A 19,759-nucleotide genomic window follows, 5' to 3' on the forward strand; every position below is an offset into this window, starting at 1 on the left:
ACTATGTCACTTGAACGTTCTATTATGGCTTTTGCCGGCTTTATGGTGCTGCTGTCTTTGGTTCTGACCGCACTGGTCCATCACAATTTTGTCTGGCTTACTGCTTTTGTCGGCGCTAACCTGTTCCAGAGTGCCTTTACCGGTTTTTGCCCGGCCGCCATGCTGATGAAGAAGCTGGGGGTAAAAACCGAGGCCGAACTTTGTAAGTTAAAACAGTAGCTGTAAATGAAAACAGTCACCAAGGAGACGCTGTGAACCCACTGGCTAAAGTCGGGCAACTTGCCCTGATTGGTCTGATGCTGATACTGACAAGCACGTTGGCTATCGGACAGGACAAAGATGCTGCCACCGCCTGGAAACTGATTGAACAGGGCGCCATGCTGGTCGATGTACGTACACCGGAAGAATATGCTGCAGGACATATCGAAGGGGCCATCAATATTCCCTACGAGGAAGTCGCCGCTGAATTTGCCAAACGTGCCATCGACAAGAACACTTCGGTGGTGCTCTATTGTCGCAGCGGCAGACGCAGTGGTGTAGCCAATGAAGCCCTGAACGCCGCTGGCTTTACCCAGGTCTACAACGGCGGTGGCTACGAGACTTTGGCGCAATCGGGCAAATCCGGGCAAAGCCAAAAGTAACGCCCTGCCACAACACGTTATCCCCATCCAAAAGGCACCCTATGGGTGCCTTTTTGTTATCAGCTTGTTTCAGGGGCGCCGCACGGCAAGCGGTATCCCTATGACTAAAGCCATAAAAATGGCGCTTAAGCGGTGATTTAGTCGCGTAACAACAGAAACCAGCCCCGACTTCACCAAAAACGAATAAGTTATAACCAAATAAAATAAAAGGCATAAAATTTTAATATTTTCACAAATTTAATATCAAAATCTTGTTTCAACTGTGTTTCACCTGCTTGTTCGAGGTTCCATTCAAGGATCCGAATATTCATTCAGCAAGCTAACAGGCGAACGAATACAGCTCACTCAATTTGCATAAATATTCTAATTCAGCACTTTTTCACCCAATCATACCCACACGCCATTCTGTTTACATTGCGTTTACAAATGTTTCATCGATGGATACATTCACTGCCGAAAATGGATTTCAGGCTTTACCGGATGGATGCCAGATAACAACGACAAGTTCTGCCTCTTGCAACATGGAAGACGAGTATGACAATGAAACACAAAAAAACTTTAGCCCTGGGTTTATCGACCCTCGCACTGGCAGTCTCTGCCGGTGTTCATGCCGCACCTACCGACGCAGTCTTCGCCAAAGGCGAAAACTCCCCGCTACCAAAGCGCTATGTAGTTAAATTCAAAAACAATGCCGCCACCGAGCTTTACAATGCTGAAGACACACTCAACAGCATGCAGTATCAGCCACGCAGCCATGAAGTCTATGGTCACCACCGTGCCCTGAATGCCGCCAGTGCCAAAGAAATGAAGCGTATCGGTCGCAGCAACGCTTACACCGTGAAGCTGGACAACAATGGCATCAAGGCCCTGCGCGCCCGTGCCGATGTTGAATTTGTGGAAGAAGACGTGCCACGTCGTCTGCTTGCTGAAACCACCCCCTGGGGTCAAACCTTTGTTGGTGCAACTCAGCTGGCCGATAACCTGAGCGGCAACCGCACCATCTGTATCATTGACTCAGGCTATGACCGTGGTCATGCCGATCTGTCAGGCAACAATGTGACCGGTACCAATAACTCAGGCACCGGCAACTGGTTCGAACCAGGCAACAACAACGCCCACGGCACCCACGTAGCTGGCACCATTGCGGCCATTGCCAACGGTGAAGGCGTGGTGGGCGTGCTGCCAAACCAAAATGCCAATATCCATATTATCAAAGTGTTCAACGAAGCCGGCTGGGGTTATTCTTCAAGCCTGGTCAGTGCCGTGGACACCTGTGTGGCTAACGGCGCCAACGTCGTCAGTATGTCTCTGGGCGGTGCCAGCTCAAGTACCACTGAGCGCAACGCCCTGGCGGCCCACTACAACAACGGCGTGCTGCTGATTGCTGCCGCGGGTAACGACGGTGATAACACCCACAGCTACCCGGCATCTTACGATAGCGTGGTATCGGTTGCTGCCGTAGACAGCACCAAGCAGCATGCTGCGTTTTCTCAGTACACCAATCAAGTGGAAGTATCCGGCCCCGGCGAAGCCATTCTGTCTACCGTGACCCGCGGCGAAGGCCGTTTGTCTGACATCGTGGTTGCTGGTCAGTCTTACTTCAACAACGGTGTTGTACCTCATAACCGCTTGGTAAAATCCGGTACCAGCTATGCTCCAGCACCAATCAACGGCACTGTGACGGCCACCCTGGCCGAGTGCAGCGTGTCTGGCAGCACCTTTAACTGTGGCAACATGGCCGGCAAGGTGTGTCTGGTTGAGCGTGTAGGCAACCAGGGTTCAAGCTACCCTGAAATCAACGCGGCCAAGGCCTGTCAAAACGCCGGTGCTTCTGCCACCATCGTTTACTCAAACACCGCCCTGCCCGGCCTGCAAAATCCCTTTGTGGTGGACACCAACAGCGAGTTGACCAAGGTGTCAGTGTCGGTTGACCGCGCCACCGGTTTGGCGCTGCGCAGTCATATTGGTTCCAGTGTGACCGTATCCAGCGAAGGCGGAAAGGACTACGAGTACTACAATGGTACGTCCATGGCGACCCCGCACGTTTCCGGTGTAGCCACTTTGGTGTGGAGTTATCATCCGGAGTGTAGCGCCGCTCAGGTGCGTGCTGCCCTGCGTACGACTGCCGAAGATCTGGATGTAGCTGGCCGTGATGACAAGACAGGTTATGGTCTGGTTGATGCAGTTGCCGCCAAAGAGTATCTGGACGCTTCCTGTGACGGCCCAACCAACGGTGGTGGCAACAATGGCGGCTCAGACGCCGAGATGACCAATGGTGTTGCCAAGAGCAACCTCGCCGGTGCCAAGAATGAAGAGCTGCACTTCTTCATCGATGTGCCTGCCGGTGCCACCAACCTGAACTTTGCCATGAGCGGTGGCAGCGGTGATGCGGATCTGTACGTTCAGTACGGTGCGGCTCCAACCACCAGCAGCTATGATTGCCGCCCATGGAAAGGGGGTAACACTGAGTCTTGCCCAATCACCACCGCACAGGCCGGTACCTACTATGTCATGGTACAGGGTTACAGCGCCTTCAGTGGTGTGAACCTGGTGGCAAGCTACACTGCCCCCACCGGCGGCAGCACTGGCGGCACCACGGGCCCTGCGACTTACACCAACACCGATAACTACAGCATTCCGGACAACAACACCGCCGGGATCAGCAGCCCTATCGATGTAAGCCGCACTGGCGATGCGGGCACTGTCACTGTGAAAGTGAACATCGTACACACCTACATTGGCGATTTGCAGGTCGAACTTATCACTCCAAGTGGTCAGGTAGCCGTGCTGCACGACAACACAGGTGCAGGTACCGATAACATCAACAAGACTTACACTGTGAATGCCACAGGTGTTGAGTCTCAGGGTACCTGGAAGCTCAAAGCCGTTGACAGCTCACGCCGCGACACTGGCTACATCGACTCATGGGAAATCTCGTTCCAATAATCGGTTGAGTCTGTGAAAAAGGAGCCTTGAGGCTCCTTTTTTATTGATGGGATATTCAGTCTGTAAATACCGCAATGTTAAGATACGCCGTGTTCTGCCGAGGCGATTGAATAGCGCTATTTGAGAACCCGGGGGACAACCACCACGTCGTATTGACCATTGGATATTCTCACGCTGCCATCCTCATCGATATTGACCGCCAGCGCCATGGTTTTGGCCACGAAGGGCAACAGGGTCTCCAGGCTTGGATTATCAAACGCGAGCACAGACAGGCTGTCGATTCGGGTGCATTTTCCTGCCATATCATCCCACCAATGAGCTAAATCCTGCCCGCCGTAGGCGAACACGACCACCTTATCGGCCCGGTGGACAGCGCGCTTTATCCGCCGCTCATCCGCCAGACCAAATTCTGCCCAAAACAGATAACGACCATCCAGCGCCTGTTCACAGAGCTCGGGCTCGTCCTGATTACACAGCTCACCGACAAATTTAAGCTCGGCCGAGGCATAGAGTGCAAAGGCCAGCAGTCTCAGCATCAATCGCTGCTCGGTCTCGGATGGATGCCGTGCCAGTGTCAGTTTGTGATAGCCAAAGTAGCCACGGCGCAGATCGGCAATCTCAAAGCTGACTTTATGGACATCGGACTTAAGCGTCATGGCGATGACGAAACGGCGTTAAAGCGCGCCAGGCCTCAGATGCCTGGCCTGAGGGAAATGGGCCCGCAGCGCCTTTATCTGGGCCGAATCAGCGTATACCAGCACACGTTTACCCGTTTCCAGCGACTTGTCCAGAGCAGCGAAAGAAGAAGGTGGCCTGCGCTCGGCGTCACGTCTGAGCAGTTCATTGAGCTCTGTCGGCAGACTGGCGTCGGTTTCAATAATATCGAGGCGCTGCAACATGGCCATGGCGGCAATGGGCAACAGCCTCGGTGAAGTATCCTCATCAATCAGCAGCAGCTCGCCCTGACCATCGAGGGACAAAAACGCATCTTCGAAATGAAGCTCTGTCTGAGCATCAAATCTGTCTCCGTTGAGGGCAAAAAACCGCTCCCAGAAACGTCGACGGGCTGGCACTGTGGCAAGGGTTTCCTGTACCTGTTGCCGCCGCGTCGCAATAAAGTCGAACAGGGGCGTCAGTGAGGGCGGCAGCCAGGCTTCCAGGCGTGCCCGAATGTCTCTGGCAAACACAGGGGCGGCGCCAGCCGTACTGATGGCGACAACCAGGCGGCCACGGTCGACGATGGAGGGCGTGATAAAGTCGCAATACGCTGGGTTGTCTACCACATTTGCCCAAATATTCCGGCGCCTGGCAACTCCGGCAAGACGCACATTCAGCGATTCGTCATTGGTGGCCAGGTACAGCAAATCCCAATCGCAAATATCATCCTCGTTGACGGGGCGCTCATGGAGCGTAATGCGGCCGCTGCGTTTTTGCGCCTGGATCTCAGCACAGGCTTCAGTGGCAATAACGGTGATCAGCGCGTCAGTGCGGCAAAGCAGCTCCAGCTTACGGGCGGCCACATCACCGCCCCCCACCACCAGAACCGAGCGATCGCGGGTATCAACAAACAGGGGAAAATATTGCATCTGCGGTCCTAGTCGGTCACCAGCGGCAGTTGACGGGCAACCCAGGCTTTGTAGCCCCCCACCAGAGACGCCACCTTGGTGTACCCCATGAGTTGCAGGTTATACGCCGCCAATGCAGAGCGATAGCCACCACCGCAGTAGAGCAACAAGGGAGTTGATTTATCGGGGAAACGGGTTTCCACATCCCGCTCAAGAATGCCGCGGCCCAGATGTCTGGCACCTGGAAGCCGGTCTTTAAGCCATTCGTGGTCTTCACGCACGTCGAGCAGTTGCCAGCTGTCGTCAGCCTGATACTCCTCAACGGTAATTTCTGTAACCTTGGGAAGTATTGATTCAACCAAGGCAACAAATCCGGGATTATGCTGCATTTTGAATTCCTTATGATGCCCTTTTGCGACCAGTGTAGTGCTATGGTCAGGGCTTCACAAGTGATGCATGCACAAGTTCAGTTATGGGCTTCGCTACGCTCAGAACTGCAGTGCCAACACAGCTCAAAGCTGGCCTCATTCATCTCATGGCAGTTCAAACATTGCCATTGGGGACGGTCGCCGCCCAGACTGTCGAGTTGGCTTTGGGCCTTGGCGAGCTCAGATTCATTGACCCACAACTCCACGTTTTGCAGATCCACCGGCAGTTCACCTACACCACCGAGCAGCGCCTCGCCTCTGAGTTCCACCTGTATACCGGCAACCTGTAACAGCCCTTTCCAGGTGTGGGCCTGCAGCAAATTGCCACCGGCCAATAAACATTTACGTTGTTCCATCGGACTTTCCTACAACTACTGCTGTCTCTTTTGATATATGCCCCACTCCCGGGCCAGCCCATGCTAGCGACAAATCGCTGTAAAATCGAGCACTGAAAAGCCGACATTGTTAACATTTTTAGAACATGCTGTTTGGTATTTACGAAAATGAGCCATAAAAAAACCACCCCGAAGGGTGGCTTTTAAGGTCGTTATGCCGCTTAAGGCATAATGGAAGGCTGGTCGGCGCCTTCCTTCTCGACTTCTACCGGCATCATGTGCTCACGGTTGATGCCAAGACGAATGGCCAGATAACTCGCCACGTAGATAGACGAATAGGTACCCACCACAATACCCAGCAGCAGCGCCGTGGCGAAGCCGTGAATAAGGGTGCCGCCCTTGAGGAACAAGGCCACCACGGTAATGAGCGTGGTACCTGTCGTAATGATGGTACGGCTCATCGTCTGGGTGATGGAGTTGTTGACCACCTCTTCCGGGGTGCCCTTACGCATCTTGAGGAAGTTCTCACGGATGCGGTCGAATACCACGATAGTGTCGTTTAGCGAGTAACCCACAACGGTCAAGAGACCCGCCAATACCGTGAGGTCAAACTCCAGCTGCAGCACAGAGAACACGCCCAGGGTCACGATAACGTCGTGAGCCAGTGCGGCTACCGAACCTGCGGCAAGACGCCACTCGAAGCGGAACGACACGTAAATAAGGATACAGATAAGCGCCACCAGTACCGCGAGGCCGCCCTGCTCTGCCAATTCCTTACCCACCTGCGGACCGACAAATTCCACCCGTTTCTGGGTAACTTCGGGGTCGAGTTCTGTGGCTTTGGCCATGACAACACGCACCTGGGCGTCACTCTTCACGCCTTCACGTACCTGCAGACGCACCAGCACGTCACGGCTCGAACCGAAGTTCTGTACCACGGCGCCGGCAACGAGAGGCTCGGTCAGGTTGTTGCGCAGTGTCTCGAGATTAACCGGCTTGGAGAACTCCATCTCCACCACGGTGCCACCGGTAAAGTCCAGACCCCAGTTAATGCCACGCGTCGCCAGCGACACCAGCGAACCCACCACCAAAATGGCAGACAGGATACTGATGGGCGCAGCGTGTCGTAAGAAATTGATGGAGCCTTTAATATCTAAAATCTGAAACATGATATGGGCTTCCTTAAATCGACAATTTCTTCACACGCTTACCACCCCAGAGGGCGTTCACGATAGCTCGTGTACCCACAATGGCAGTAAACATGGAGGTGGCAATACCAATCATCAGGGTCACGGCAAAGCCTTTTACCGCACCTGTACCCACAGCAAACAAAATCAGAGCCGTCAGGAAGGTGGTGATGTTGGCGTCGGCGATGGTCGACAGTGCGTTGCCATAACCTTCGTGGATAGCCTGCTGTACGCTGCGACCGGCACGAAGCTCTTCACGGATACGCTCATAAATCAGTACGTTGCCGTCAACAGCCATACCCACAGTCAATACCATACCGGCAATACCCGGCAGGGTCAGCACCGCACCCGGGATCATGGACATCACGCCCACCACCATGATGAGGTTGGCACACAGCGCCAGGTTGGCAATCACACCGAAGGCACGGTAGTACACCAGCATAAAGGCCAGTACCACAACCATACCCCAGATCATCGCCTGCAGACCGTTTTCGATGTTTTCGGCACCCAGGCTTGGACCAATGGTGCGTTCTTCCACGATGGATACAGGAGCAATCAGTGCACCGGCACGCAGCAAGAGCGCCAGATTCTGCGACTCGCTGTGGGTCAGACCGGTGATAACAAAGTTACGGCCAAGGCGTGCCTGAATGGTGGCAACCGAGATAACTTCCTCGATTTTACGCATCTTCACGCTGCCATCGGGGTTACGCTCACCGCTGTCCTTGTATTCAATGAACAGGGTCGCCATCGGCTTGCCGATGTTGTCCTTGGTAACGTTGGAGAAGATTTCCCCACCCTTGGCATCCAACTGAATAGCGACCTGTGGACGGCTGTATTCGTCGAAAGAAGGCTGAGCACCGGTAATATGGTCACCGGTCAGCATCACTTCTTTCTTCAGTACCACAGGGCCGCCTTCGCGGCGCTGATACAGCTCGCTGCCGGCTGGCACACGGCCATTGGCAGCAGCAGCCACGTCGGCTTTTTCATCCACCATATGGAATTCAATGGAGGCTGTGGCACCCAGAATTTCTTTGGCGCGGGCAGTGTCCTGTACGCCGGGAAGTTCCACGATGATGCGCTCAGCACCCTGACGCTGCACCACAGGCTCAGCCACACCCAGCTCGTTCACACGGTTACGGATGGTCGTGATGTTTTGCAGCAGGGCTTCCTCTTTGATTTGCTTGAGGTAGGCCTCGCTCATCACCGCCAGCAGTACCACGTTGTCACCACTGGAGATATCCGAAAACACCATGTCATTGCCACGGCTCTTCAGGAATCGTTCTGCCTGAGACAGAGTCTCGGCGTCACGGAACTTGATTTCGATACCGCGCACGGTGCGATGCACACCGGCATAGCGAATACGCTCTTCACGAAGCTGACTGCGAAAATCGGCAATCTTGGCCTCTTCCATCTTGCGGATGGCTTCGCTCATGTCCACTTCCATCAGGAAGTGCACACCGCCGCGAAGGTCGAGACCCAGCTTCATGGGGCTGCCGCCCACTGACTCCAGCCACTCAGGAGTGGCCGGTGCCAGGTTAAGGGCTACTGTGTATTTGTCGCCCAGCAATTCGGCAATGGTTTCTTTGGCTGTGAGCTGATCTTCAGCATTGGCCACACGCACCAGCAACTGGCCATTTTCAAGCTCAGATCGCTTGATGCCAATGCCCTTGGCGGTCAGCGCTGCTGACACGTCAGATTGGGTAGTTGCGGTAACGTCTGCACCACGGGTAGCCACGACCTGTACGGCATGATCCTCGCCGAACAGGTTGGGCAGCGCATAGAAGCCACCAATGGCGATGACCAGCACCACCATGATGTTCTTCCACATTGGGTATTTATTTAGCACGCCTTTCGCCCTCTTGGCTTACAGGGACTGGATAGAGCCTTTTGGCAATACCGCTGCGATGTAGTCCTTTTTGATGGTGATGTTGGTGCTGTCATTCAGCGCCAGCAGTACGTAGTCACTGTCTTCGGTAATCTTGGCGATTTTACCGAGGATGCCACCGCTGGTGAGTACTTCATCGCCCTTGGACAGGGAAGACATCAGTGCCTTGTGCTCTTTGACGCGCTTGGACTGAGGACGGAAGATCATAAAGTAGAAGATCAGGCCAAACAGGCCCAGCATGATCACAAGTTCCATGGTACCGCCACCCTGGGGTGCTGCACCGGCTGCATTGGCATACGCGTTAGAAATAAACATAGCTTTCTCTTCTTATTGCTTGATTGTTAGTCTTTTAACTCAGGAACTTCACGCCCTTGACTGGTATAGAAGTCCGCAACAAAGGCGTCTAATGTACCCGTCTCAATGGCGCCGCGCAAACCCTCCATCAACCTTTGGTAATAACGCAGGTTGTGAATGGTATTGAGCCTGGCTCCGAGGATTTCGTTGCAACGATCCAAATGATGCAAATACGCACGGGAATAATTGGTGCAGGTATAGCAATCACATTTAGGATCGAGTGGCGATGTGTCATCACGATGACGCGCATTGCGAATTTTGATAACACCTTCGCTGGTAAACAGATGACCGTTGCGGGCATTACGGGTGGGCATTACACAGTCGAACATGTCGACACCACGACGCACGCCTTCAACCAAATCTTCCGGTTTACCTACCCCCATCAGATAACGTGGTTTGTCGGCCGGGATTTGCGGACACACATGCTCAAGCACTCTGTGCATGTCTTCCTTGGGCTCACCCACCGCCAGACCACCGACGGCATAACCGTCAAAACCGATTTCGAGAAGCCCTTTTAGGCTCTCGTCACGCAAATCTTCGTACACGCTGCCCTGAATAATCCCAAAAAGAGAGTTGGGGTTTTCGAGGCGATCAAACTCATCGCGAGAGCGCTTGGCCCAGCGCAGCGACATCTGCATGGACTTGCGCGCTTCGTCGTGCGTCGCCGGATAGGGCGTGCACTCATCGAAAATCATCACTACGTCACTGCCGAGCGAGTGCTGGATTTGCATCGACTTTTCGGCATCCATAAAAATCTTTTCGCCGTTGATGGGCGAGCGGAAATGCACACCTTCCTCGGTGATCTTACGGATATCGCCAAGGCTGAATACCTGGAAACCGCCCGAGTCGGTGAGAATAGGACGCTGCCAGTTCATAAAGTCGTGCAGATCGCCGTGCTTGCGCATGATTTCTTCACCGGGGCGCAACCACAGATGGAAGGTGTTGCCAAGCAGGATATCGGCGCCGGTAGCACGCACTTCTTCCGGGGTCATGCCCTTGACTGTGCCGTAGGTACCCACAGGCATAAAGGCCGGGGTTTCTACCGTGCCACGCTCGAAAACCAGTCTGCCGCGACGGGCGCGACCCTGGGTAGTAATCAATTCAAATTTCATAATGACCTCGTCAGAGAAACAGTCTGACTGCATTGAGGGCCAAACGGCCGATTCAACTCACATGGGGGTGGCAGCTAGCCCCTTCAAGGCGCTGCCACCAAAAAAAAGCCCAACCAGATGGTTGGGCAGGCATTTTAAATCAAAAAAAGCGTTTAGGGGGCTTTTTTAGTCACAAACATGGCATCGCCATAACTGAAAAAGCGGTATTTTTGTTCAACTGCATGGCGATAGGCGCCAATTACCTCATCGAAGCCGGCAAAGGCGCTCACCAGCATGATGAGTGTCGACTCCGGCAGGTGGAAGTTGGTCACCATGGCATCGACTACTTTGAACTCGAAACCGGGGAAGATAAAGATATCGGTATCACCGCAAAATGGCTCGAGTTCACCCTCACTTGCCTTGGCGGCACTCTCGAGGGAGCGCACTGAGGTGGTCCCCACGGCAATCACCCGCTTACCTGCGGCCTTGGTGGCGCGGATTTTTTCAACCACATCGGCAGGTACTTCGGCCCATTCTGAATGCATTTTGTGCTCGAGCACGTTGTCTACCCGCACCGGCTGAAAGGTACCCGCTCCCACGTGCAGGGTCACAAATGCCATGTCCACACCTTTGGCTTTGAGGGCGGCGAGTATGCTTTCATCGAAGTGAAGACCGGCAGTAGGAGCCGCAACGGCGCCGGGGCGCTCGTTATAGACGGTTTGATAACGCTCTTTGTCGGTATCTTCATCGGGGCGATCGATATAAGGCGGCAGCGGCATATGGCCTACGGCTTCAAGCACTTCGAGGATGGTCTTATCATCCTTGAGCGACAGCTCAAACAGTGCATCATGACGGGCATCCATCGTCATCTTAAAGCCGCCGTCCAGGATAATCTCGGCGCCGGGTTTGGGGGATTTGGACGAGCGAACATGGGCCAAAATGCGCTTGTCATCAAGCATACGCTCCACCAGGATCTCCAACTTGCCGCCGCTTGCCTTTTGGCCAAAGAGACGAGCCGGTATCACCCGGGTGTTATTGAAAATCATCAGATCGCCCGGCTCAATCAGCGCCAGAATATCGGTGAACTGACGATCGGCCAAGGCACCAGTGCTGCCGTCCAGATGCAACAGACGCGACGCGGTGCGCTCTGCCATGGGATAGCGGGCAATCAGTTCATCGGGAAGATCAAAGGTAAAGTCAGCTACTCGCATCTATAACTCTCACGCCATGGCCAAAAAAGACGCGCGTAGTCTAGGGGCACAGGCGGCCGAGATCAAGACGACTTGGACCTTTGCATAGCTCTTTGAGTACTCTTGGCATGGATATGGGTGTCTGAAGCGGTGTCCAACTGCTCAAAGTGCATGCCGAACCCGACTTTTTTACGTGGCTTGTTTACGTGGCTTGCGGTGTTTATGGGGTTTGCGGGAGAGTTCGCCTGACTGGCGTATTTGACTGGGCACTTGTATGAGACTGGGCATTCGTATGACATTGGGTATTCGTATGACACTGGGCATCCCTATGACAAAGGTGCGGATAACCCCATTTCACATCCTCCATAATCTCAGATAGCAGTTACCCCGGATATGGATGTTACCTCCCTCAGGACCCAGTCGCTGTGCAGCAAACTAATATTGGGGTTTCCTGGACATCGGTGGTCGTGATACCTTGAACCCTTGCACCACACCAAGCCCAAAATATGAATTTTCTAGCACACTTGCACCTGGCAGATATCAGCCAAACGAGCCTTGCGGCCAACCTTGCCGGCGACTTTGCCAAAGGCCCCATCGACCAGTTCACCAAACCACTGCAACAGGGATTGTGGCTGCATCGGCAAATCGACAAAATCACCGATGAGCATGAGATCTTCAAAGACATGCTGGCCAAATTCCCCCGGCATTTAAGTCGAGCGGCCCCTTTACTGATTGATTTAGGTTTCGATCATCGCCTGGCCAGGGACTGGGAAGAGTATCACCATGAGACGTTGGATATCTTCTGCCAGCGTGCCTATGAGGTGCTTCGTACCTGTGACCATTTGCCGCCAAAGCTTGCCGCCATCGCCCCCAGAATGTGTGATGAAGACTGGTTGGGCGCCTATGGTAGTCGCAGTGGGATCAACGCCGCCATTGCCGGTGTTAGGCGAAGACTCTCGCGCCCCGAGATTTTCGATGGTGCCGAAGCGGCCGTTGAACAGCTCGACATGGAGTTGGAGATTGCGTTTCGCACCCTGTATCCGCAGCTGATGGCTTATTCCAGACGTCTGGCCCGCACCACACCAGAGCAATACCTGTAAATGAATGACGCCCCCGCTCCTCGCAGTAAAACCAAACGCCTGCTGGTCGAAGCCCTGATAGCTATTGGGCTTTTTTACGGTATTTCGGCTTATTTTCAAAAAGATATGCTGAAAGACACCGCGCCTGTCATTGCCGCCAAAGGGGTCAACGGCACCAGCCTGTCGCTGCCTTCCGCCACAGGTAAACCCACACTGGTGTATTTTTTTGCAAGCTGGTGCGGTGCCTGCAAGCTCACCTCGCCAGCGGTCGACAACATAGCCGGAGATTATCCGGTACTGGCCATCGCTGCCGACTCGGGCAGTGATACAGACGTGATAGCCTTCCTCAAAGAAAAAGGCTATGGATTCGACGCAATCAATGACAAGGGCACGCTTACAACGCATTTCGGTGTAAGCGGTTTTCCATCCCTGTATGTGGTGGATGCCAGGGGCGAAGTACGTTTCGTTACCCGGGGTGTGAGTACGGAACCCGCTCTCAGAGCACGGCTTTTCCTCACCGAACTGCTGCAATAGCCGTTGAAACTTCGTAGAATGCGCCACTCAACCCCAAGTGTGCGCCAACGAAGGAGGCCTGATGGAGATTTTTGACTACCGCCCCCCGGCAGTCCCCTGGCTCGATATTCGCTATATCGACCGAGACCTCATCATCATCAATAAACCATCGGGCCTGCTATCAAACCCCGGCATGGCAGCGCACACCCACGACAGTGCCATTACCCGTCTGTGCAGGCTCTATCCAGAGGCCATACTGGTCCACCGTCTGGATTGTGCCACCTCGGGCATCATGGTGTTTGCCCGCAGCAAAAAAGCCGAGTCCAATTTAAAGACCCAGTTTCAAAATCGGGACACTGAAAAACGCTATCTAGCACAAGTGGCAGGGATCATCGAACAGGATGAAGGCACGATAGACCTGCCCCTTGGCAAAGACAGAAGCAATCCGCCCTGGCAGAAGGTGGACATGGCGGAAGGCCGCCCGGCGGTTACCCACTATCGGGTACTGGCGCGGCGCGAGAATTCAACCCTGGTAGCGCTGGAGCCTGAAACAGGGCGCACCCATCAGTTACGGGTACATATGCTGTCGCTTGGGCATCCCATTCTGGGGGACGACTTCTATGGCAGAACCCAGGAATTCGGCCAAGGCACGGTGGAAGAGGCATCACCCAGGCTCTGCCTGCACGCAGAGCGACTCAGCTTTAAACACCCCTGGTCAAACAAGCCCATGACCTTTGTCAGCCGAGCGCCCTTTTAGGCCTGAATAATCGGCGGCACTCAGGCGACCAGAGTCTCTTCGCAGACAGGCGCACGGTAGAAGCAACCGCGGAAGTTGTGGAATTCCAAACCAGCCTCGGTAACAACAAAGAACTCACCGAAAAAGTTGCCGCCCACATCATCGAGACGCAAACCTTTAGTGTGTTCAGTCACAGTCATTTCATCACGGCTGTGACAGCCATCGCTGAACCAGGTCTCCAGAAAATACCGCCCGGACTCTTTGTAAAGCGACAAGCTATCGCCCTGTTCAGGCCGTTCATCGACCCAGCGGCCAACCAACTCACGTACATTCATATCTGCCTCCCGCCCCGTAAGACGTCGACGTTTTTCGAACGCTGACACGGTTGAATTCCTATGCATATTTTCTGTTGCAATAAACATGTCCAAAACACTTACTGCATGCTGCACAGACGCCATGAAACCTTTTCTCCCGAAACCCCACTCAGAGGTTAAAAACCCGTAACCAATAAGATAAAAATCAGTAAAAAATCCAGATTTGAATTTTGCTGTTTTCTTTGTGGGCAGTGTAACCCAAGAGAAAAATAAAAACGCGAGCTTAATCACTATTTATGCGAAATTCACACTTTGCTTAAGTAGGGGTGACTTGCCGGAATAGGATGTGGAAATGCCATTGGTACAAAGATGTCATTAGATAACCGATGGAAAGAGTGGTTGGCCCCATAGCGCGAAGAATCGTGTTAAGCACGATACCCCAAAAGACACAGGTTGGTGCTGCTACTTGGTTAAACTGCCGTGTGGTTAAGCCTTATAAAAGGAGATACTGCGCACCGGCAACTGAAATTCCCCTTCATCTGCACCGCCAGCCACCAAACCCAGGCTTTTTAGCTGATGAAGGTCCAGCCGCGGCGCCGTGACTGTCAGGCCCCGTCGCATGGCCACAAACTGCCTGAAGGGAATGCGGTAACGTCGCCAAAGCCCCTGCCCTGCATAGGTGTCTCCCAGCGGCGCCTGATAAACATGGCGATCGCCACAGTGTGTGTCTTTCAGGTTCACTTTAAAGGCGCGCTCTGGCGCGGCGATTTCCAGTTCAACCCCCTGAAAGGCGCTCACATCCCTCGGCGCAAAATCCAGATAGACAGAAGCAAAACCACCCCCATTGGCGCGGGAAACATAGCCGGTGAACAGTCCATGGCCCTTGGGCGATGTTTGAAATTGCGCTCTGGACAAGCCCCCCATAAGAGCGTCGGTCACACTGTACCAATCTCTGGTGCTGTCCAGCGCGGTAAAGTCCACCAGTCGCATCTGTGACCTCCCGGGATCTTTTTCGCTGACAATAAAAAAGCGGCAGTAACTTAATACTGCCGCTTTTTCAGCCATTTGTCATTGTTAGCAACTTAGGCTTTGCGCTCTGCCGCTTCACAGGCCGCTGCGGTAAAGAGCACGTCGGTGGAACTGTTCAGTGCGGTCTCAGCGCTGTCCTGGATGACGCCTATGGTGAAGCCTACGGCCACTACCTGCATCGCGATATCGTTGGAAATGCCAAACAAGGAGCACGCAAGCGGGATAAGCAGCAAAGAGCCACCGGCCACGCCTGAAGCGCCGCAGGCCGAAACAGCCGCAATAACACTGAGCAACAGCGCTGTGGCCAGGTCGACTTCAATACCCAGGGTATGCACAGCCGCCAGCGTGAGCACGGTGATGGTGATGGCGGCACCGGCCATATTGATGGTCGCCCCCAGGGGGATAGAGACTGAGTAAGTATCCTCATGCAGCTTTAGACGCTCGCAGAGCGCCATGTTCACCGGAATATTGGCTGCGCTGGAGCGGGTAAAGAACGCAGTAACACCACTTTCGCGCAGGCACTTGAACACCAACGGATAAGGGTTGCGACGAATTTTCAAAAATACAATCAGCGGGTTAACCACAAAGGCTATCACTGCCATGGCCCCAAGCAATACGCCAAGCAGTTGGGCATAGGCCGCCAGGGCCTCAAAGCCGGTTTGAGCGATAGTGGCAGCCACCAGGCCAAAAATCCCTATCGGTGCGAGACAGATAACGAAACGCACCAGCTGAGACACGCCGTGGCTGACATCATGCAGCATGTTTTTGGTGCTGGTGCTTGCGTGACGCAGCGCGATGCCCAGCCCCACACCCCATGCGAGCAGACCAATATAGTTGGCGTTAATCAGGGCATTAACCGGGTTATCCACCAGTTTGAACAGCAAGGTGTTGAGCACCTGACCTATCCCCTCTGGCGGATTGGCGCCTGCGGCCGCATCAATCAGAACAAGGCTGGTCGGGAAGGCAAAACTCATCAGTACCGCCGTCAGCGCCGCAGCAAAGGTACCCACCAGATATAACAGGATGATGGGACGCATATTGGTCTGCGCACCTGACACCTGATTGGCGATTGACGATGCAACCAGCACAAACACCAGTACGGGCGCGATGGCCTTGAGCGCTCCCACAAAGAGGTCACCCAGGAAAGCGACCTGATTGGCAGCCTCAGGGCTGAATCCGGCCAGGGCCACACCGGCGATGATCCCCACAAAAATTTGCAGCACCAGGCTGCCACCGGCAGCATTTGCCAGCAATGATTTTTCAGTACTCATGACTTGACCTGTCGTTGTTATCGTTATGGGCCACTGGGGCCTTAAGGACTTTGCATCCCGGCTTTGGGTTGTATCGAAAAGCAGAGGCTTTGTCCAGCAAAGGCTCTGCATTTGGCGGTATGAGGGGGTGCAGTGGTCGAATTGCTTTCACATCGTCAACAAAAACATCAACTCTGTGATCCGGCCCTGCGCTCTACGCCCCTGAGCATGGCGGCAATCAGCTCCTGGGCATCAAACTTGGTCAGGGCCTCATCGGCCCCTACCTGCTTGGCTTGGCTGACACTGATTTCACTGGAGAGCGACGTGTGCAAAATGATGTAAGCAGCGGCCAGCGCCGTATCATTTTTCACTTCAAACGCCAATTCGTAGCCATCCAGGCCCGGCATCTCAATGTCACTGACCAGAATGTCCACCGGCCGCTTGTCATCGGCGCTCTGAGTCATCATGGACAAGGCATCCCGGCCGTTTGACGCCACTCGGTAACTGATATTGATGGCATCAAGGGCATCGGAAAGCTGCTTTCGCGCCACCTTGGAGTCGTCCACCAGCAGAATATTCATGGGTTTGAGCTGCTCACGCTGCACATCGGTGAGAATACCTATGCGTTTGTCTTCCTTGATGGGGAAGATTTTCGACAGCAGCAGCTCAACATCGAGTAATTGGACGAGCTTATCCTGATAGCGGGTGACACCGGTTAAAAAGGCATTCCGGCCCAGATTGTCGGGCGGTGACAGAATATCGCGCCAGTTACACTCGATGATTTTATCTATGCCACGCACCAAAAAACCTATCAACATCCGCTGGCAATCGGTGATGATGATAAAACACTTGCTGCGCTCTTCGTCGGTCACCGGCGGATAGCCTACGGCGGCGGCCATGTCGATAACGGAAATGGTCTGGCCGCGTACGGTAGCTGTACCCATCACCGCGGGATGTGACTGGGGCAGTGCATTAAGCTGGGTGTAAGGCACCAGCTCACGGATTTTCAGGGTACCGATGGCAAACAGCTGCGAGCGACTCAAATGAAACAGCAGCAGACCCTGGGATTGATTGGCTTTACTCTTCATAGTTCCCCTTCACAGGATTAAAGCTGGGATTCCAGTGGAAACAGCGCCAGCACATCGGCCATAAAGCGGCGCCAAAATCCGGCCTGGGGCTCGGCATAAATATCTTTTCCCGAACTGAGTTCATGCCAGTAGAGGCCATCGCTGCCAAGCTTCACCTGGTAAGTTTTGTTGGTTAAAAACTGGGGCAGCCAGGCATGAATTTTCTGATTCAGCTCCCCCTGATTAACCATGACCCCCATTTCAGTATTAAGCCAGGCCGAACGCGGATCAAAATTAAAGGAGCCGACAAAGAGCCTGTCATCGTCAAACAAAAAGCTCTTGGCATGCAAACTGGAGCGGGAGCTGCCTTTCCAGGAATGACTCGGGCGCTTGCCGGTCGCTTTCACTTCATACAGGGAAACTCCCGCGCGAAGGAGTGCCTCACGATATCCCTTGTAACCGGAATGAACCGCCAGCACGTCGGTGGCAGCCAGGCTATTGGTGATCACGGTTACCGCGACACCGCGCTTGGCAAGCCCGGTAAGCAATCTGACGCCCTCTGTTGTGGGAACAAAGTAAGGCGAAATGATAACCAGGCGCTCCCGGGTTTGCTGAAACTCATCTAGCAAGGGCGTGATCATCCAGGCTTCCGCTTGCCCTTCTCGCTTATCATGAGGATCGGCAAGAACTTTCGCCTCCCCCCAAAACCATTCCAGACGATTGTCCGCCATGTGTCTGAGCAGCGGCGACTTGGTGAGGCGCTGTATATAGGGATGCTCCTCAAGCTGGCGCTTCTGGTTGGCAATCTGGTCATACATGGCTGCGAGCTCATCGGACTGTACGGGATGCTCGGTCAGAAGCTCGACCGGATAGGTGTTGCTGCCATTCCAATAGGCATCAAATTGGTCAGAGACCTGCTCTACCACCGGTCCGGTCAACAACACGTCGAGATCGCCAAACTCTACATCTTCGTCATTGGAGAAATATTCGTTGCCGATATTGCGCCCGCCCACCACGCTGAGGCGATTATCCACCGTCAGTGATTTGTTGTGCATGCGATGATTCATGCGACCGAAATCGGTGACAAACGACAAGGCCCTGAGGGTGCGATGAGACGATGGATTGTAGAGCCTGACGGAGACATTCGGGTGGCTCGCCATGACCGCCAACTGCCGGTCAATATTGACGCTGGCAGTATCGTCCAGCAGCAAACGTACCCGTACGCCTCGGTCTGCTGCATCCAGCAGCTGCCAGGCCAGAAGTCGCCCAGTGTCATCGTTGCGAAAGATGTAATATTGCAAATCGATGCTGGTTTCGGCGGACTTTATCAGCGCCAACCTGGCCACCATGGCATCCAGCCCCTCAAACAGGGGCAACACGCCACTTTGCCCCGGGTGACCGGCCAGTGGCTCTGCCAGGTATCCGGCTATCAGGCTATCCGGCGCCGATGTCAGCTTGTAACTCCGCGGTGCATCTTTAAGTTCAGGCAGACTACTGCAACCCCCGAGTGAGATACATCCGAGGATCATCAGCCAAAATGAACGCCAGGAAACACGTGGGGGCATACAGTTGAATTCCTTTTGCTTTCAATTGGATTCATTCTGCATTGAATATAACACGTCGTAAACTAATTGATCCCAACCTTCGGCCGTGAAGGCCTGCTCCCGTAAGCTGCGAACCTGACTGACCGCATGAACAGGCGCGGCCCCCCGCGCCATCAGATACGCGGCCATGAGTAAGCCGGTTCTGTCATTACCCAAGGCACAGTGCACCAGCACAGGAGTCTGCGCAGCTTCCATCTCAAGTACCCAGGCAAGCGCTTCACTAATGGCCTCACCAGCCCGAGAGACGTCTTCTGCCAACGGCGGAACATTCCGTTTAATAGGGCGGTGCAAATGGGCAATACCCGCCCTGGCGAGCGCATCGGGATCGCCCGCATCATCGGACAGACTCACCACAGCGCCTATACCAACAGCTTTGAGTTCACCCAGGTCCCAGGGCTGACAACAAGGGCCACAGCGTCCGGCAAGTACCCCTTCAACCATCCAAAACAGGTGTTTCATGCAAGTCCCCTCTGAGGTTATTTAGCTCATTATGCCAGAGGCTGGGCTCGGCGGGACTTGATTGAGCGCAGTATTTTTATCGACGG

Annotated in this window: 21 protein-coding genes; 6 read left to right on the top strand and 15 right to left on the bottom strand. The window is 54.1% G+C overall.

From position 1 onward, the window contains the following. Positions 1 to 3: 3 nt before the first annotated feature. From SAMA_RS11400 to SAMA_RS11410, 3 genes are all read left to right on the top strand, one after another. On the top strand, positions 4 to 219 hold the full coding sequence (locus SAMA_RS11400; protein WP_011760296.1) for a YgaP family membrane protein: 216 nt from the start codon (positions 4 to 6) through the stop codon (positions 217 to 219). A gap of 32 nt (positions 220 to 251) precedes the next feature. Beyond that, entirely contained in the window at positions 252 to 641 is a 390-nt protein-coding gene (locus SAMA_RS11405) for a rhodanese-like domain-containing protein (RefSeq protein ID WP_011760297.1), read from the top strand. Between the two features lie 534 nt (positions 642 to 1,175). Beyond that, positions 1,176 to 3,587: a S8 family serine peptidase gene (locus tag SAMA_RS11410; RefSeq protein ID WP_011760298.1), complete on the top strand. Its 2,412-nt coding sequence runs from the start codon at positions 1,176 to 1,178 to the stop codon at positions 3,585 to 3,587. 116 nt (positions 3,588 to 3,703) lie between these two features. Here SAMA_RS11410 and SAMA_RS11415 read toward each other — a convergent pair whose 3' ends face one another. The 9 genes from SAMA_RS11415 to queA all read right to left on the bottom strand — a co-directional run bounded on the left by SAMA_RS11415 (position 3,704) and on the right by queA (position 11,643). Beyond that, a complete protein-coding gene (locus SAMA_RS11415) occupies positions 3,704 to 4,243 on the bottom strand; it encodes a YaeQ family protein (RefSeq protein WP_011760299.1) in 540 nt (179 codons plus the stop codon). An 18-nt stretch (positions 4,244 to 4,261) separates the two neighbouring features. Then, the gene (locus tag SAMA_RS11420; protein ID WP_011760300.1) at positions 4,262 to 5,173 is read right to left on the bottom strand and encodes a precorrin-2 dehydrogenase/sirohydrochlorin ferrochelatase family protein; all 912 of its coding nucleotides are present in this window, start codon (positions 5,171 to 5,173) and stop codon (positions 4,262 to 4,264) included. Between the two features lie 8 nt (positions 5,174 to 5,181). Beyond that, positions 5,182 to 5,541, bottom strand: a complete 360-nt coding sequence (locus SAMA_RS11425; protein ID WP_011760301.1) for a rhodanese-like domain-containing protein — start codon at positions 5,539 to 5,541, stop codon at positions 5,182 to 5,184. A 77-nt stretch (positions 5,542 to 5,618) separates the two neighbouring features. Beyond that, the gene (locus tag SAMA_RS11430; protein ID WP_011760302.1) at positions 5,619 to 5,936 is read right to left on the bottom strand and encodes a putative signal transducing protein; all 318 of its coding nucleotides are present in this window, start codon (positions 5,934 to 5,936) and stop codon (positions 5,619 to 5,621) included. A 200-nt stretch (positions 5,937 to 6,136) separates the two neighbouring features. Beyond that, positions 6,137 to 7,084, bottom strand: a complete 948-nt coding sequence (gene secF, locus SAMA_RS11435) for a protein translocase subunit SecF (RefSeq protein ID WP_011760303.1) — start codon at positions 7,082 to 7,084, stop codon at positions 6,137 to 6,139. 13 nt (positions 7,085 to 7,097) lie between these two features. Beyond that, positions 7,098 to 8,948, bottom strand: coding sequence for a protein translocase subunit SecD (gene secD, locus SAMA_RS11440; protein ID WP_011760304.1), 1,851 nt, complete (start codon positions 8,946 to 8,948; stop codon positions 7,098 to 7,100). A gap of 18 nt (positions 8,949 to 8,966) precedes the next feature. Then, positions 8,967 to 9,302 carry a preprotein translocase subunit YajC gene (gene yajC / locus SAMA_RS11445; RefSeq protein ID WP_011760305.1) on the bottom strand — a complete coding sequence of 112 codons (336 nt, stop codon included), beginning with the start codon at positions 9,300 to 9,302 and terminating at the stop codon, positions 8,967 to 8,969. Positions 9,303 to 9,328: 26 nt separating this feature from the next. After that, positions 9,329 to 10,453 (bottom strand): tRNA guanosine(34) transglycosylase Tgt, encoded by a 1,125-nt coding sequence (tgt, locus tag SAMA_RS11450; protein ID WP_011760306.1) that lies wholly within the window; start codon positions 10,451 to 10,453, stop codon positions 9,329 to 9,331. Between the two features lie 152 nt (positions 10,454 to 10,605). Beyond that, the gene (gene queA / locus SAMA_RS11455; RefSeq protein ID WP_011760307.1) at positions 10,606 to 11,643 is read right to left on the bottom strand and encodes a tRNA preQ1(34) S-adenosylmethionine ribosyltransferase-isomerase QueA; all 1,038 of its coding nucleotides are present in this window, start codon (positions 11,641 to 11,643) and stop codon (positions 10,606 to 10,608) included. A 485-nt stretch (positions 11,644 to 12,128) separates the two neighbouring features. Between queA and SAMA_RS11460 the strand changes: the two genes are divergently transcribed. From SAMA_RS11460 to SAMA_RS11470, 3 genes are all read left to right on the top strand, one after another. Next, a complete protein-coding gene (locus SAMA_RS11460; RefSeq protein WP_011760308.1) occupies positions 12,129 to 12,722 on the top strand; it encodes an acyl carrier protein phosphodiesterase in 594 nt (197 codons plus the stop codon). Continuing rightward, positions 12,723 to 13,235, top strand: a complete 513-nt coding sequence (locus SAMA_RS11465; RefSeq protein WP_011760309.1) for a protein disulfide oxidoreductase — start codon at positions 12,723 to 12,725, stop codon at positions 13,233 to 13,235. A gap of 61 nt (positions 13,236 to 13,296) precedes the next feature. After that, positions 13,297 to 13,971, top strand: coding sequence for an RluA family pseudouridine synthase (locus SAMA_RS11470; RefSeq protein ID WP_011760310.1), 675 nt, complete (start codon positions 13,297 to 13,299; stop codon positions 13,969 to 13,971). A 20-nt stretch (positions 13,972 to 13,991) separates the two neighbouring features. On the opposite strand, the gene SAMA_RS11475 is transcribed toward SAMA_RS11470, so the two are convergent. The 6 genes from SAMA_RS11475 to SAMA_RS11500 form a co-directional block, all read right to left on the bottom strand. Then, positions 13,992 to 14,333, bottom strand: a complete 342-nt coding sequence (locus SAMA_RS11475; RefSeq protein ID WP_232280485.1) for a hypothetical protein — start codon at positions 14,331 to 14,333, stop codon at positions 13,992 to 13,994. Positions 14,334 to 14,750: 417 nt separating this feature from the next. Further along, entirely contained in the window at positions 14,751 to 15,254 is a 504-nt protein-coding gene (locus SAMA_RS11480; protein ID WP_011760312.1) for a CIA30 family protein, read from the bottom strand. 92 nt (positions 15,255 to 15,346) lie between these two features. Beyond that, entirely contained in the window at positions 15,347 to 16,564 is a 1,218-nt protein-coding gene (gene sstT, locus SAMA_RS11485) for a serine/threonine transporter SstT (protein ID WP_011760313.1), read from the bottom strand. A gap of 167 nt (positions 16,565 to 16,731) precedes the next feature. Further along, entirely contained in the window at positions 16,732 to 17,631 is a 900-nt protein-coding gene (locus SAMA_RS11490) for a chemotaxis protein (RefSeq protein ID WP_011760314.1), read from the bottom strand. 17 nt (positions 17,632 to 17,648) lie between these two features. Beyond that, a complete protein-coding gene (locus tag SAMA_RS11495) occupies positions 17,649 to 19,175 on the bottom strand; it encodes a phospholipase D family protein (RefSeq protein WP_011760315.1) in 1,527 nt (508 codons plus the stop codon). A gap of 21 nt (positions 19,176 to 19,196) precedes the next feature. Further along, on the bottom strand, positions 19,197 to 19,673 hold the full coding sequence (locus SAMA_RS11500) for a phosphatase domain-containing protein (RefSeq protein ID WP_011760316.1): 477 nt from the start codon (positions 19,671 to 19,673) through the stop codon (positions 19,197 to 19,199). Positions 19,674 to 19,759: the final 86 nt, after the last annotated feature.

This window comes from Shewanella amazonensis SB2B (genome assembly GCF_000015245.1).
GTDB classification, from domain to species: Bacteria; Pseudomonadota; Gammaproteobacteria; order Enterobacterales; family Shewanellaceae; genus Shewanella; species Shewanella amazonensis.

Excerpts from the sequence above, each read along its gene's own strand:
- SAMA_RS11400 (WP_011760296.1), top strand. The coding sequence starts at position 4 with ATGTCACTTGAACGTTCTATTATGGCTTTTGCCGGCTTTATGGTGCTG.
- SAMA_RS11410 (WP_011760298.1), top strand. The coding sequence starts at position 1,176 with ATGACAATGAAACACAAAAAAACTTTAGCCCTGGGTTTATCGACCCTC.
- SAMA_RS11415 (WP_011760299.1), bottom strand. The coding sequence starts at position 4,243 with ATGACGCTTAAGTCCGATGTCCATAAAGTCAGCTTTGAGATTGCCGAT.
- SAMA_RS11420 (WP_011760300.1), bottom strand. The coding sequence starts at position 5,173 with ATGCAATATTTTCCCCTGTTTGTTGATACCCGCGATCGCTCGGTTCTG.
- SAMA_RS11425 (WP_011760301.1), bottom strand. The coding sequence starts at position 5,541 with ATGCAGCATAATCCCGGATTTGTTGCCTTGGTTGAATCAATACTTCCC.
- SAMA_RS11430 (WP_011760302.1), bottom strand. The coding sequence starts at position 5,936 with ATGGAACAACGTAAATGTTTATTGGCCGGTGGCAATTTGCTGCAGGCC.
- secF (WP_011760303.1), bottom strand. The coding sequence starts at position 7,084 with ATGTTTCAGATTTTAGATATTAAAGGCTCCATCAATTTCTTACGACAC.
- yajC (WP_011760305.1), bottom strand. The coding sequence starts at position 9,302 with ATGTTTATTTCTAACGCGTATGCCAATGCAGCCGGTGCAGCACCCCAG.
- tgt (WP_011760306.1), bottom strand. The coding sequence starts at position 10,453 with ATGAAATTTGAATTGATTACTACCCAGGGTCGCGCCCGTCGCGGCAGA.
- queA (WP_011760307.1), bottom strand. The coding sequence starts at position 11,643 with ATGCGAGTAGCTGACTTTACCTTTGATCTTCCCGATGAACTGATTGCC.
- SAMA_RS11460 (WP_011760308.1), top strand. The coding sequence starts at position 12,129 with ATGAATTTTCTAGCACACTTGCACCTGGCAGATATCAGCCAAACGAGC.
- SAMA_RS11465 (WP_011760309.1), top strand. The coding sequence starts at position 12,723 with ATGAATGACGCCCCCGCTCCTCGCAGTAAAACCAAACGCCTGCTGGTC.
- SAMA_RS11470 (WP_011760310.1), top strand. The coding sequence starts at position 13,297 with ATGGAGATTTTTGACTACCGCCCCCCGGCAGTCCCCTGGCTCGATATT.
- SAMA_RS11480 (WP_011760312.1), bottom strand. The coding sequence starts at position 15,254 with ATGCGACTGGTGGACTTTACCGCGCTGGACAGCACCAGAGATTGGTAC.
- sstT (WP_011760313.1), bottom strand. The coding sequence starts at position 16,564 with ATGAGTACTGAAAAATCATTGCTGGCAAATGCTGCCGGTGGCAGCCTG.
- SAMA_RS11490 (WP_011760314.1), bottom strand. The coding sequence starts at position 17,631 with ATGAAGAGTAAAGCCAATCAATCCCAGGGTCTGCTGCTGTTTCATTTG.
- SAMA_RS11495 (WP_011760315.1), bottom strand. The coding sequence starts at position 19,175 with ATGCCCCCACGTGTTTCCTGGCGTTCATTTTGGCTGATGATCCTCGGA.
- SAMA_RS11500 (WP_011760316.1), bottom strand. The coding sequence starts at position 19,673 with ATGAAACACCTGTTTTGGATGGTTGAAGGGGTACTTGCCGGACGCTGT.